Origin of the sequence: uncultured Capnocytophaga sp., assembly GCF_963525585.1 — a bacterium.
Lineage (GTDB): Bacteria > Bacteroidota > Bacteroidia > Flavobacteriales > Flavobacteriaceae > Capnocytophaga.
In genome coordinates, this window is record NZ_CAURLX010000002.1 from 118,471 (window position 1) to 133,021 (window position 14,551).

General features: G+C 39.2%; 11 protein-coding genes. 9 read left to right on the plus strand and 2 right to left on the minus strand.

What is annotated here, in order from left to right; translation table 11 throughout:
• The first annotated feature begins 5 nt into the window (after window positions 1-5).
• From RYK20_RS01320 to RYK20_RS01350, 7 genes are all read left to right on the plus strand, one after another.
• Window positions 6-701 carry an OmpA family protein gene (locus tag RYK20_RS01320; protein ID WP_297978768.1) on the plus strand — a complete coding sequence of 232 codons (696 nt, stop codon included), beginning with the start codon at window positions 6-8 and terminating at the stop codon, window positions 699-701.
• A gap of 147 nt (window positions 702-848) precedes the next feature.
• A complete protein-coding gene (locus tag RYK20_RS01325; protein ID WP_314894124.1) occupies window positions 849-1,802 on the plus strand; it encodes a phosphoribosylaminoimidazolesuccinocarboxamide synthase in 954 nt (317 codons plus the stop codon).
• A 15-nt stretch (window positions 1,803-1,817) separates the two neighbouring features.
• A complete protein-coding gene (purD, locus tag RYK20_RS01330) occupies window positions 1,818-3,089 on the plus strand; it encodes a phosphoribosylamine--glycine ligase (protein WP_314894125.1) in 1,272 nt (423 codons plus the stop codon).
• Between the two features lie 237 nt (window positions 3,090-3,326).
• Window positions 3,327-5,723 (plus strand): TonB-dependent receptor, encoded by a 2,397-nt coding sequence (locus tag RYK20_RS01335; RefSeq protein ID WP_314894126.1) that lies wholly within the window; start codon window positions 3,327-3,329, stop codon window positions 5,721-5,723.
• A gap of 110 nt (window positions 5,724-5,833) precedes the next feature.
• On the plus strand, window positions 5,834-8,581 hold the full coding sequence (gene uvrA, locus RYK20_RS01340; protein ID WP_314894127.1) for an excinuclease ABC subunit UvrA: 2,748 nt from the start codon (window positions 5,834-5,836) through the stop codon (window positions 8,579-8,581).
• Entirely contained in the window at window positions 8,578-9,156 is a 579-nt protein-coding gene (locus RYK20_RS01345; protein WP_314894128.1) for a 5-formyltetrahydrofolate cyclo-ligase, read from the plus strand. Before uvrA ends, RYK20_RS01345 begins: the two co-directional genes overlap by 4 nt.
• 667 nt (window positions 9,157-9,823) lie before the next feature.
• On the plus strand, window positions 9,824-10,402 hold the full coding sequence (locus tag RYK20_RS01350) for a PhnA domain-containing protein (RefSeq protein ID WP_314894129.1): 579 nt from the start codon (window positions 9,824-9,826) through the stop codon (window positions 10,400-10,402).
• Between the two features lie 52 nt (window positions 10,403-10,454).
• Here the strand turns inward: RYK20_RS01350 and RYK20_RS01355 are convergent, their stop codons facing one another.
• Entirely contained in the window at window positions 10,455-11,150 is a 696-nt protein-coding gene (locus RYK20_RS01355) for a metal-dependent hydrolase (RefSeq protein WP_314894130.1), read from the minus strand.
• 22 nt (window positions 11,151-11,172) lie between these two features.
• Complete coding sequence (bshC, locus tag RYK20_RS01360) at window positions 11,173-12,813, minus strand: bacillithiol biosynthesis cysteine-adding enzyme BshC (protein ID WP_314894131.1); 1,641 nt, start codon at window positions 12,811-12,813, stop codon at window positions 11,173-11,175.
• A 167-nt stretch (window positions 12,814-12,980) separates the two neighbouring features.
• On the opposite strand from bshC, the gene RYK20_RS01365 reads away from it, so the two are divergent.
• Window positions 12,981-13,544 (plus strand): NfeD family protein, encoded by a 564-nt coding sequence (locus RYK20_RS01365; RefSeq protein WP_314800599.1) that lies wholly within the window; start codon window positions 12,981-12,983, stop codon window positions 13,542-13,544.
• Between the two features lie 34 nt (window positions 13,545-13,578).
• Window positions 13,579-14,551, plus strand: a 973-nt coding sequence (locus RYK20_RS01370) for an SPFH domain-containing protein (RefSeq protein ID WP_314894132.1), incomplete at its 3' end; no start/stop codon positions are given.

Below are 14,551 nucleotides of genomic sequence, written 5' to 3' on the forward strand. Positions count from 1 at the left end.
GACTTATGGCAAAAATATTTAGAAACATCACCCTATTTACTATAATGGGTGCCTTACTTATGGGATGTGAGACTATTAATAATTCCAACAAGACACAGCGTGGAGCTGTTATTGGGGCCGCTGGTGGGGCTATACTAGGAGCTATCCTAGGAAATAATGTAGGAAGTGGTGGAAATAGTGAATTAGGAGCTGTTATTGGTACTGCTGTGGGTGGTGCTGCAGGTGCTATCATTGGGAACCAAATGGATAGACAAGCCAAAAAAATAGAAGAAGAAATCCCAGGAGCTGAAGTAAAACGTTTGGATGATGGTATTGTAGTTACTTTTGATGAAAAAAGTGGTGTTACTTTTGAATTTGGAAAATCTGACCTTACTAGCGAGGCTAAAACCTTACTTAACAAAATGGTAAGCGTACTTAAGGAATACCCTGATACCAATGTAATTGTAACAGGACACACTGATAGCAAAGGAAAAGCAGCCTATAATATGGGACTTTCCGAAAGACGTGCCAAAGCAGTAACTAATTTCTTTACTTCTAATGGTTTAAACAATTCCCGCTTTACTACTAAGTGGTTTGGAGCTTCTCAGCCTATTGCTGATAACTCCACAGAAGAAGGACGTGCTAAAAACCGTCGTGTAAATATAGTCATCGTTCCTAATGAAAAAATGAAAGAGCAAGCACAAAAGCAAGCCGGACAGTAAATTTTCATAGTTATTATTGTTTTAGTTATTCTGAAGAGGTACCCTATAGGTGCCTCTTTTGTTTTTATAAATATAGTTAGTATTTATTTAATCTGAACTGCTGATTTTTAATTATTATTTTGTACATTTGCAAAAAAATAACGCTATATGAATAGTATTACTTCTACTGATTTTAATTTTGAAAATCAAAAACACGTGTACAAAGGTAAAGTACGTGATGTATATACTATTGGGGAAGACCTCTTAGTAATGATTGCTACCGATAGGCTTTCTGCTTTTGATGTCATTCTACCTAAAGGAATCCCCTACAAAGGGCAAATTCTTAATCAAATTGCTTGTGAATCCCTTAAGCAAACAAGTAGTATTGTCCCTAATTGGCTCGTGGATACTCCCGATCCGAATGTATCAGTAGGGTTACGTTGTACCCCTTTTAAAGTTGAGATGGTCATCCGTGGATACCTAGCTGGGCACGCTGCTCGAGAATACAAAGCAGGTAAGCGTACCTTATGTGGAGTTACTCTTCCTGAAGGACTTAAGGAAAATGCTCCTCTGCCCTCTCCTATCATTACTCCTACAACAAAGGCTGATAATGGCACTCACGATGAGGATATCTCACGTGAAGATATCCTCAAAAAAGGAATTGTAACAGAAGAAGATTATACTATTCTTGAGAAATATACCTATGCTCTATTCAAAAAAGGGTCTGAAATTGCACGAGAAAAAGGACTTATCCTAGTAGATACTAAATACGAATTTGGAAAGACAAAAAATGGAGAAATCGTTCTTATTGATGAAGTACACACTCCTGATTCTTCTCGTTATTTCTATCTGGAAGGCTATGAAGAACGTCTCAAAAAGGGAGAACCTCAAAAGCAACTTTCTAAGGAATTCGTCCGACAATGGCTTATTGAAAATGGATTTCAAGGAAGAGAAGGAGAACAGATTCCCGAAATGACTGATGTTCACGTATCTTCTATCTCTGAGAGATATATAGAACTTTATGAACATCTGATAGGCAAAAAGTTCATTAAAGCAGATATTTCAAATATACAGGAACGCATTTACAATAATGTAAGCGAATATCTACACAGTTTATTATAATCTAAGAATACGATAATGAATATACTTTTATTAGGATCCGGAGGACGAGAACACGCCTTTGCTCGCCAATTATCCTCCAGCCCTTTATGTAAGCATCTTTACATTGCTCCCGGTAATGCTGGAACTGCCTTAGTAGGAGAAAATATAGCCATTGGAGTTACTGATTTTCCACAGATAAAGCAATTCTGCCTAGAGAAAAAAATTGAAATGGTTGTGGTAGGTCCTGAAGAACCTTTGGTAAAAGGGATTTTCGAGTTTTTTCTAGAAGATAAGGAGCTCTCTTCTATTCTAGTAGTAGGACCTTCCTTAAAAGGAGCTCTTCTGGAAGGAAGTAAAGACTTTGCTAAAGCCTTTATGGAAAGACACCATATTCCTACTGCTCGATACGCAAGCTTTACCAAGGAAACTATAGAAGAAGGGCTTTCTTTCTTGGAAACAATGCGAGCTCCCTATGTACTCAAGGCCGATGGACTAGCTGCTGGTAAAGGTGTAGTTATCTTGGATAATTTACAAGAAGCAAAAGCCGAGCTCAAGAGAATGCTTTTAGAGGAAAAATTCGGTAAGGCTAGCCAGAGAGTTGTCATTGAAGAATTCCTTAAGGGAATAGAACTCAGCTGTTTTGTACTTACTGATGGAGAACATTTTAAAATTCTTCCTACAGCGAAGGATTATAAGCGTATTGGAGAAGGAGATACAGGACTCAATACTGGAGGTATGGGAGCCGTTTCTCCTGTGCCTTTCGCTGATAAATCTTTTATGGAGAAAGTCCTTGAGCGTATTATTATCCCAACACTTAAAGGGCTTAAAATAGAGTGCGTTACCTATCGTGGGTTCATCTTCATTGGGCTTATCAAAGTAGGAGATGATCCTTTCGTTATAGAATACAATGTAAGGATGGGCGATCCTGAAACAGAAGTTGTCCTTCCTCGTATCCAAACAGATCTTGTAGAACTCTTAAAGGCTACTGCTGAAGGAAATTTGAATAAGATAAACCTTTCTATTGATCCAAGAAGTGCCACTACAGTAGTAGCTGTATCTGGTGGTTATCCTGAAGAATACCAGAAAGGAAAAGTAATTTCAGGGCTTGATAATGAGACAGAAAGTATCGTTTTCCACGCAGGAACCTCTGAAAAAGACGGAAAAATTATTACTAATGGAGGACGTGTTTTAGCTGTCACCTCTTTAGATAATAATTTTAAGGAAGCTCTAAAAAAATCATATAGAGAACTCGAAAAAATACATTTCGAAAACATATACTTCAGAAAAGATATTGGTTTTGATTTATAAGGACTCTCTATGTAGAAAGCCAATCATAAAAATATGGAATGCCACTAGTGGCATTCCATATTTTTTTACCATAACACTATGTTAGTTTCTAAAATCTACAAAAAAATACTGATTTTCAATTATTTAAAAATAAATTGAAATTTTACACAACAAACCATTAAATTTATTTTGTAAATCTAAAAATATTTTTTAATTTTGCCTAAAAATCTTTATTAGCTTTATAAAAATATTTTTAGTATGAAAATTACACTTTTTTGTATTGTAAGTGCTTTATTTCCATTGCTTTCATTAGCACAGGAAGCTACTTTCAAAGGAAAAATTACTAGTGAGGGAAAGCCTCTTTTTGGAGCAGATGTTGTTCTCCGAAAAGGAAAAGAAGTCAAAGGAACCTCAACTAAAGCCTCTGGAGAATATCTTCTCAAAATCTCAGCTGGAGAATATCAATTGACCCTATCTTCTATAGGATTCAAAACGATTAATCAAAAAATTACTATCCCCAGCTCAGGAGAAATTATCCAAAACTTCTCTATGCAAAGGGATTTATTGGAAATAGATCAAGTGGTGGTTACAGCTACCCGAAATATCATTCCTCAATACAAATCTCCTGTTGTGGTTAGTAAAGTTACAGGACATATTTTCGAAACTACTCAGTCCCTAAGTCTTGCCGAAGGACTCAATTTTACTCCTGGATTACGTACAGAAACCAATTGTCAGAATTGCGGATTTAATCAACTGCGCATCAACGGATTAGAAGGTTCTTATTCACAGATTCTTGTAAATGGCCGTTCTGTATTCTCTTCCTTAGCAGGCGTATATGGATTAGAAATGATTCCTGCTAATATGATTGACCGCGTAGAGGTAGTTCGTGGAGCGGGGTCTGTTCTTTATGGAGGAAATGCTATTGGAGGAACTGTAAATATCCTTACCAAAGACCCTACTAGGAATTCTTTTTCTATAGGAAACAATCTTTCTTTACTCAAAGATGGCACCCCTGATAATACACTTTTTGCTAATACATCAGTAGTTTCAGAAGATTTCGACAAAGGAGTAACTCTTTTTGCTTACCAACGTAACAGAAAACCTTATGATGCCAATGGTGACGCTTATTCCGAAATCACTAAGCTACAGAATACTACCTTTGGTGCCGATGCTTTCTGGAACCCTATGGAAAACAGCAAAATTAAGCTGAACCTTAATAGTATCAATGAATTCCGAAGAGGAGGAAACAAATTTGACCTTCTCCCTCACGAATCTGACATTACCGAACAACTACGCCATCGTATTGTAGCTGGTGATTTATCCTTTGAACGTCTATCTAGTGACCTTGCTCATAAGTTTGCCCTATATACTTCTGCTCAATATACTGATAGAGATGGTTACTATGGAGGAGGCTTAGGAGAAGCTATTAATTCCAAAGAGGATTTTGATATTCTATCTAATGAAGATAAAGAAAAATATTTCAGTGCCTTGGCTAAGTATGGGCATACCAGAGAACTAGTAGGAGTAGGAGGAGCTCAATATTCTTATACTTTTTCACCTGCACTGAATCTATCCTTAGGAACCGAGTACAAATATGATAAAGTAAACGATGAATACGTAGGACAAAATCGTTCTGTAGACCAAACAGTACGTACTTATGGTAACTACTTACAAGTAGAGTGGAACCCTATTGAGAAACTCACTCTTTTGGGAGGAAGCCGTTACGATTATGTAGATATCAAAGGATATTATCTCTTCAACGGAGTAAATAAAGATTCTAACAAGCAAATTTCAAAGTTTGTTCCTCGCCTTACCGCTATGTATAACCTTAGCGAAACAATGAAATTACGAGGTTCTTTTGCTCAAGGATACAGAGCTCCACAAGCCTTCGATGAAGATCTCCATACAGAAGTATTAGATGGAAATCCTATCTTTGTGGAATTGGATAGAAATCTTACTAGCGAAACTTCCAATAGCTTTACGGCTTCTCTGAACTATACCAAAAGAGAAGGAAATACACAAGCAAACCTCATCTTAGAAGGTTTTTATACACGTATTAATGACCGTTTTATTAATCAGGACTTAACAGATATAGGAAATATAAAACATAAACTTAAAACAAATGCTAAAGATCAGCTCGCTATTATAGGAGCTAATCTAGAAGCCAATTTCGCTTTTGGTAATCAATGGGTATGGCAATCAGGAATTACCTACCAACAATCTCAATTTACAGAGGAACAAACTCTTTGGGAAAACGAAGATCCTTCTGACCCCAAGAGAGTAAGTTCTGACCGTGTAATGCGTTCTCCCGACCTATATGGTTATACAACCCTTTCTTATTCTCCTATTTCTGCACTAAAACTTAGCTATAATGGAGTCTTCACAGGAAAAATGTATGTGCCTCACGTAATTAATGCTGATTCAGGAGAACAAATCATTGTAAAATCCCCTAATTTTTATGAACAAAATATTAGAGTTGCCTACACATTTTCTCTAAAAGACAACTACAAATTAGAACTTTTCACAGGAGTAAAAAACTTATTTAATCAATATCAGAAGGATTTTGATCAAGGTAAAAACCGTGATGCAGATTATATCTATGGTCCACAACACCCTCGTACTTATTTTATGGGACTGACTCTTTCTCTTAATTAATACTTTAAATTTCATATGACTTTCAAAAATGCGCAATAGTTCTATTGCGCATTTTATTTATTGCAGAAAACTCAAAAAATAAGTATCTTTGCACCCATTGTGAAAATGCTATGAAAGAAGAACAAATCCTTATCAAAGGAGCTAAACTGCATAACCTTAAGGATATCAGCGTGGCTATCCCCAAAGGGAAATTAGTGGTGGTTACAGGGCTTTCAGGTTCTGGGAAATCTACCTTAGCCTTCGATACCCTCTATGCAGAGGGACAACGTCGTTATGTAGAGAGCCTTTCCTCCTACGCTCGCCAGTTCTTGGGTAGGTTGGACAAGCCTAAGGTAGATTTTATTGAGAACATCTCCCCTGCTATTGCCATCGAACAGAAGGTCAATACCAGTAACCCTCGTTCTACGGTGGGTACCTCCACCGAAGTGTATGACTACCTAAAGCTACTCTTTGCTCGGGTGGGACATACCTTTTCACCCGTTTCAGGTAGAGAGGTCAAGAAAGATACTGTCTCCGATGTAGTGGACTTTATCCTTTCCTTCCCCAACGAACACAAACTCTTACTGCTCTCCCCTATCGTTCCCAGCGCTGGACGTACTTGCGAGCAGACTCTTCGCCTATTAGAGGAGCAGGGATATGCCCGTATCAAGTACCAAGGGAAAGTAGAGCGCCTGAGTGATTTGAATTTCAAGGAGGTTAAAGGTGATTTTTCTTTAGTAGTAGAGCGTATTGTGGTGGATCACGAAGAAGAAACCGCCCAGCGCTTAGCCGATTCGGTAAGCACGGCGTTCTTCGAAGGGAAAGGTGTATGCTTTGTGGAGGACTTAACCACAGGAGAGGAACATCACTTCTCCAACCAGTTTGAGGCAGATGGGATTACCTTCTTAGAGCCTAATGTGCATCTCTTTAGCTTCAATAACCCTTATGGGGCTTGCCCTGTATGTGAAGGCTATGGCGATACTATAGGACTTGATGAAACTCTCATTGTACCCAATACCTCCCTTTCAGTATATGATAACGCTATTTATCCTTGGCGCGGGGAGACGATGTCTTGGTTCAGAGATCAGTTAGTGAACAACGCCTACAAGTTTGATTTCCCTATCCACCGCCCTTGGTATGAGCTCACCGAAGCACAAAAGCAGCTTATCTGGGACGGCAATGAGTACTTTACAGGGCTTACCGCCTTTTTTAAAGAGTTGGAGGAAAAGAACTATAAGATACAAAACCGAGTGATGTTGGCACGCTATCGAGGCAAGACTACCTGTTACGCCTGCAAAGGAAAGCGACTCCGCCCCGAAGCCAATTATGTGCGCATAGGAGGTCAGTCCATTTCCGACTTGGTCTCTATGCCAATCTCCGACTTGGTGGTTTTCTTCGACCATCTTACCCTTAAGCCTTACGAACAGAAGGTTGCCGAGCGCCTCCTAAGGGAGATACACAACCGCCTGCACTACCTGTTGGACGTTGGTTTGGGTTACCTCACCCTCAACCGAAAATCCAATAGCCTATCAGGGGGGGAGAGTCAGCGTATCAATTTGGCTACCTCCTTGGGAAGCAGTTTGGTGGGCTCTATGTATATCTTGGATGAGCCTAGTATTGGGTTACATCCCAAAGATACCGAACGCCTTATCCACGTCCTTAAATCACTTAGAGACTTGGGCAACACCGTCATCGTCGTGGAGCACGATGAGGATATTATGAAAGCTGCTGACTACATCATAGATATAGGACCCGAAGCAGGTACTCTTGGTGGAGAAGTAGTTGCCACCGGTACCTATGAGGAACTCCTCAAGGCTCCTACCCTCACGGGGGAATACCTCAGCGGTAGGCGTACCATAGAAATGCCTAAGAAAGCTCGTGCCTCCAAGCACTTTATCGAAATCAAAGGTGCCCGTGCCAATAACCTAAAGAATATAGATGTTACCTTCCCCTTGGATATGCTCACCGTAGTAACCGGTGTATCAGGCAGTGGGAAGAGTACCTTGGTGAAGCATATCCTCTACCCTGCCCTTTTGCGCAAGCTCGACCAGCCTACAGATCAAGTAGGCGAATATAGCAGTATGGATGGGAAGTTCTCCCATATTAAACGTGTAGAGTTCGTAGACCAAAACCCCATAGGCAAGTCTACCCGTTCCAATCCTGTAACCTATATCAAGGCTTACGATGATATTCGCCAACTCTTTGCCTCCCAGAAACTTGCCAAGATGCGTGGCTATACGGCCAAACATTTTTCTTTCAATATCGAAGGGGGACGTTGTGAGACCTGCAAAGGCGAAGGAGAGGTAACCATAGAAATGCAGTTTATGGCTGATGTACATCTGACTTGTGAGGCCTGTGATGGTAAGCGCTTCAAGCCTGATATTTTGGAAGTTACCTTCCAAGGAAAGAACATACACGATCTGTTGGAAACTACCATTGACGATGCCATAGCTTTCTTTACCGAGCACAAGCAGGAGAAAATCGCCCAAAAGCTCCTCCCCTTGCAAGAGGTAGGTCTAGGCTATGTAACCTTAGGGCAACCCTCCTCTACCCTTTCGGGTGGGGAAGCGCAACGTATCAAGTTGGCTTCCTTCTTAGTGAAGTCCTATCAGGAAACCCCAACCCTCTTTATCTTTGATGAGCCTACCACAGGGCTTCACTTCCACGATATAAGCAAGTTGCTACGCTCCTTCAATGCCCTAATAGAGCGCGGGCACTCTATTATCGTGATAGAGCACAATGTAGAGGTCATTCGCCGTGCTGACCATATCATAGACTTAGGGCGAGAAGGTGGAGCACAGGGAGGAAACCTCGTAGCCACAGGTACCCCAGAGGAGATTAGGAAGAACAAAAACAGCTATACAGGACAATATATATGAACAAAAAAGCCCTCCGTGCCCTCTACAGACAAAAGCGAGCCTCCATTCCCCCTGAGCAACAAGCCCAGCTAAGCCAACAGATAGCCGAGCAAACCCTACGGCTCCCCATTTGGGACAAGCAGGTTTTCCATAGCTTCCTTTCTATCCCATCCTTTGGAGAGGTAGATACGAAACCCCTTATCCGTCTGTTACAAGAGCGAGGAAAAACGCTGGCCGTCTCCCGTACCGTAATGGAGACGGTACGTATGGAGCACTTTCGCTACGACCCTTCCCAGATACAAGCCGATAACAAGTGGCATATCCCTGAACCTCAAGGAGGTATCCCCGTGAAGAGCGAAGAGATAGAAGTCGTCTTTGTGCCCCTCTTGGCTTATGACACCAAGGGCAACCGTATAGGCTATGGTAAGGGCTTTTATGACAATTTCTTAGCTGAATGCAAGTCTGAGACCCTCAAAGTAGGACTTTCTTTCTTTACTGCTGAACCCCATATAGAAGACGTAAGAGAAGGCGATATCCCTTTAGATTATGTAGTAACTCCCGAGGGGATTCAACGGTTGGCTGTCGGAAGTCATTAGTTGTTATTACTAGTGAGAGCCCAAGCAATAGAAATACATAAGTGTTAATCAACAATACAAATTCCTGCTTTTACATACATAAAAATACATTCAAGCACTACAGAATCCTATTTTTAAAAATACAAAGTACTCGTCGGAAATGTAGAATTATAGTTTTATATATACAAAAATACATTCAAGTAGTGCAGAATCCTATTTTTAGATATACAAAATACTCTTCGGAAATGTAGAATTATAGTTTTATATATACAAAAGTACATTCAAGTAGTGCAGAATTCTATTTTTGGACACACAAAGTACTCGTCGGAAATGTAGAATTATAGTTTTACATATGAAAAATTACGCTCCAGCAGTGCAGAATCCTATTTTTTTAATATACAAAGTATCATATAGGATTAGTAGATGCCAGCTAAAATATCTGTTAGGAACCTGTAAATGTTATCAGAAGTAGGATTTGTATTTTTTTAGCTATAAAAAACATTATTTTCTTATTGCATATGTATATTTTTGGTTTGCGTCTGTTATAGAAAAATAAAACCTAAATGCTTACAAGCTCCGAATAATATTTTTAAACACTCTATTTTTTCAATAATTTGGTTAGCTTATTTAATAAATAATTAACCTTTAACTATTTATAATGTATCATTAAAAATTGTATTTTTGCCCTATGTTATTAGATGATTTAAAAAAGCGCAGTGGGAACTGTTGCGAACTGTGTGGTAGTACTACTGCCTTAAGTATCTACCAAGTGCCTCCCTCCAAAGTAGGTGGAGTAGATGATAGTATTTTGGCTTGTGAGACTTGCATCAGCCAAATTAATAACCCAGAGACGATGGACAGCAATCATTGGCGATGCTTGAACGACAGTATGTGGAGTGAGCACCTGCCTGTAAAGGTAATGGCTTGGCGTATGCTTAACCGCCTCAAGGGAGAAGGTTGGTCATTGGATTTGCTCAATATGCTATATCTCACAGATGAAGAGCTATCTTTCGCTCAAGCACTAAACGACCACTTGGAAGAAGCAGATAAGGTCGTTCATAAAGATAGTAACGGAGCGGTACTCTCGGCTGGTGACAACGTAGTCCTAATCAAGGACTTGAAAGTCAAAGGGAGCAGTATGGTAGCCAAGCAGGGTACTGTAGTGCGTAAAATTGCCTTAGACCCAGAAAATGCTCAATACATAGAGGGTAAAGTAGATGGACAACAGATTGTAATCCTTACTCAATATGTAAAGAAAATCAACTAAAAAAAGAAGCAAAACTAGTATTAGTTTTGCTTCTTAGGTTATTAATCTCTTTCTATATCAGGTCATTTACTTCGAGTGAGGCTCCTATTTCCAACAAATGTAGCCGCTTATGTCCATCGCTGAACTTGCACTTGGAGGCTTCCTTATCTATTTTTATTACATCAAAGGTATCGTAATGCACACCTAATACATTATTTGTCTCCACGAAAGAAGCCGCAGTAAGGGCATCACGTACTCCCATCGTATAGTTATTCCCTATAGGAAAGATAGCCAAATCTATCTTATACTGATGAGGTATGATTTTCATATCCATTGTCAGGGCTGTATCTCCTGAGATGTAGATAGTTCGCTCTTGATAATTAACCAAAAATCCTGCAGGGTTACCTCCATAGCTTCCGTCAGGGAAAGAAGAGGAATGGACGGCTTTAATCATCTTTATTTTCACCTTCCCATCCAAGAAGCGATGAGAGCCTCCTATGTTCATCTCGTGCCCATCTACACCCAATTGTCGGTAATGAGCAAGGATTTCGGGGTTGGTAATTAGTTTAGCCCCAGTACGCTTGGCTATTGCTTCTGCATCAAGGATGTGGTCGGCGTGTGCGTGGGTTAGGAGTATATAATCAGCCTTCACAGCGTCTATGGAAATATGACTAGCCAAAGGATTCGGAGAGATGAAAGGATCCACAAGGAAATGCTTCCCCTCAATTTCTATACTGACACAGGCGTGCCCCAAATACGTTACTTTCATAATAATTTATTTTTCAAAAATTTTACACGAAATATTCTATACAAGCCCCTTGAGAGCTTGCCGACTCATAGGAAAGAATTACAAAACGAAAATCAAAAGGATTCAGATTCTTCACCAACATATCAATAAGCTGTCCTCGTGTATCTATCATATATTCACTGAAGTTATCTACTCTTTCTTGTAGTGATTCCTTAGGAAAAAGCTCCACCCGCAAAGAGAGAACTCTTTCCAACTGTTCCTTGTACTTCTTCTTCTGGGCTTTAAGCAGTCTTTTTTCAAGCATATCAAGCCCCTTAAGTTGTTTTACTTCCTGAGCCTTCACAGCACCCCGAAAAGAAGCGTCTGTTTGAGATGCCAACTGATAGAGTTCCTGAAACTGCTTTTCTAGAATGGCTCTTTGTGAAGAAAAATCAATAGGTATTTCTGAAAATTTTCTTGTGATTTCGTTCTCCAATATTGCATTTTTCAGGAAGATATCCTGATAGCTAAGTTGTAATTTTCGTAACTTTTTTTGTTGTTTATCATTAAGCAGTAGTACGGAATTCCTCAACATCAGCATAGGGAAAGGCACTTGATAAGCTTGGAACATTTGCTTAAGCTCTAGCCAATAAGCTATCTCTCCTCCTCCACCTATATAAGCTAAATTTGGCAATATAATTTCTTGATAAAGGGGTCGAAGAATAACATTAGGGGAAAAATACGTTGGATTCTGTGTTAATTCATTTATTATTTCCTCTTCAGAGAACTTGATATTAGTATTAAGCACTCTATATTCTCCATTTTCTTTTACAATTCGTTCTCGCAAGTTTCCTTTTACATAGAAAATATTTATTTCCCTAGGGTGTACCTGCTCAGGATAGCTCTTATTAATACTTTTTATATACTTCAGAGTCTTTTCAACTTCCTTCTGAGCCAGATTTTCTATTAATTCCTGCTTGAAACAAGGCACTAATAATTCTTTTAAGGCTACATCATTTCCATCAATAATTACCAAACCATAAGGAGCAAAAAGCTCATTTACCAGAAAGCGAGTAGCATCAGCCAGAGAAGAATGCTCTATGTAGGCTCTCTTGAAAAGATTAGCCAGCTGGCTAGCTGTTTCTCCCTTACCTAAAGTTACTTCCAAGAGGTGAGCTATGGGCGCAAGTTCTTTTGTAGAGAACTCCCCTACCATTCCTTTCTGATCAGATAACCAAACGACCTTCTGCCCTCGGAATGTTAAGTGATTAATCTCCTCGAAATCGTGATCTTCTGTAGCCATCCAGTACACAGGAACAAAATGATAATCAGGATATAGTCGCCTGAGGTGTTGGCAACAGACTATAGTGGATACTATCTTATATATAAAATATAAAGGTCCCGTGAATAAGCTCAGTTGATGTCCTGTTGTTACTGTAAATGTATTTTTCTCCTTAATAAACTGTATATTCGTATGCGTTTTTTCTGAAATAGCAAACATTCTATACTGTTTTTCCAATGATTGGAACAAGATATCTCTATGTTCTTGTGAATAATGCGCTTGTTTTTCCTTAAGTTGTGCTAAAAAAGCTGACGGAGTAGGAAAACGATGGTACAAACATCGTAATTCTTCCTTTTCTGAAAGATAATCTGTAATAAATTCAGAAAAATAGCCTGTATCTTTGAATGGAATATAGTCAGTCATAGTTTAGGTTAATATACTTTATATTTTGAAAGCAAAGATACACAAAAAAAGAAATAAATTCCTAATAATAACAAAAAAAATTCCTCAATTATTTACTAAAAAACACTATACCGCTTTATTATTGCAATTATTTTTTGTACTTTTGCTCAAAATTAAATCAATCATTTATGGAATTTTTCTCTTCTATGGAACCTTTCTTAAAAGGATTTTGGTTCATTGCTATTCCTGTAACACTTATCTTCATCATACAGACTATAATGACCTTTGTTGGTGCCAATGCTTCCGATGGACTGGAAGCTGACTTTGATGGTGATTTCTCAGGAGATGACGCTCCCTTTCAGCTTTTTTCGCTAAGAAACTTGATTAATTTTCTATTGGGTTTCAGCTGGACAGGAATTTCTTTCTATGAGCTTATCTCCAACAAAATTATCCTGACTGTTTTTGCCTTTGTTATAGGATGTTTGTTTGTATATATCTTTTTCCTTACAATCAAAGCTCTTTTAAAGCTTGCTGAGGATAACTCATTCAAAATCATAGAAACTCTTGAGAAAGTAGCTCAGGTATATATTCCTATTCCTGAACACAAATCTGGAATAGGAAAAGTAACCCTCAGTATTCGTGGAACTTTCAGAGAGCTAGATGCTATGACAGAAGGAGAAAAAATTTCTTCAAACACTCCTGTCAAGGTTATAAAAATAGAAAACAATATTCTTTTAGTAGAAAAAATATAAATTATAAATCTTAAGAATCATTAATTATTTATATATGGATTTTTCTTCTCCCATTAGTTTGATTGCTATATTTGCAGTCGTTTTATTTGTTACCATTGTGTCCCTTACGGCACGATATAAGCGTTGTCCTTCAGACAAGATATTGGTTATCTATGGACGTACAGGAGGTTCTTCTGCCCGTTGTATTCACGGAGGTGGTGCCTTTGTATGGCCTGTAATCCAGGACTTTGCCTACTTGGATTTGCGCCCGCTCTCTATTGAGGCTAACCTCTACAATGCCCTGAGTCGCCAAAATATCCGAGTGGATGTACCCTGTCGCTTTACCATAGCCATCTCCACCGAGCCAGAAAATATGAATGCAGCTGCCGAACGCCTCTTAGGACTCTCTCCTGAGCAAATCCAAGAGCTTGCTAAGGATATTCTCTTCGGGCAACTTCGTTTGGTGATTGCTACTATGACCATTGAGGAGATCAACTCTGACCGAGATAAGTTCCTTGACAACATTTCTAAGAATGTGGATAGTGAGCTTAAAAAAATAGGTCTGAAACTCATCAATGTCAATGTAACGGATATCAAGGACGAATCTGGCTATATAGAAGCTCTTGGTAAGGAAGCTGCTGCTAAGGCTATCAACGAAGCCAAGATTAGTGTAGCTGAACAAGAAAAGATAGGGGAGACAGGTAAAGCCCTCGCCGATAGAGAACGTGATACACAAATAGCTGAAACGCAACGTGATAGAGATGTAAAAATTGCGATTACTCAGAAGAACAAAGAAATCAGTATCGCCCAAGCTAAAAAGGACGAGACTGTGGGTATTGCCGAGGCTAAGAAGGACGAATCCATCGGGAAAGCCGAAGCTGACCGTGATAGTCGTATCAAGATTTCTGAAGCCAATGCCTCCGCTATCAAGGGAGAGAATGAGGCCAAGATAGAGATTGCCAATTCTGATGCCCTTCGTAGGGAAAAAGAAGCCGAATCCTTGCGTATTGCGATTTCAGCTGAGAAAG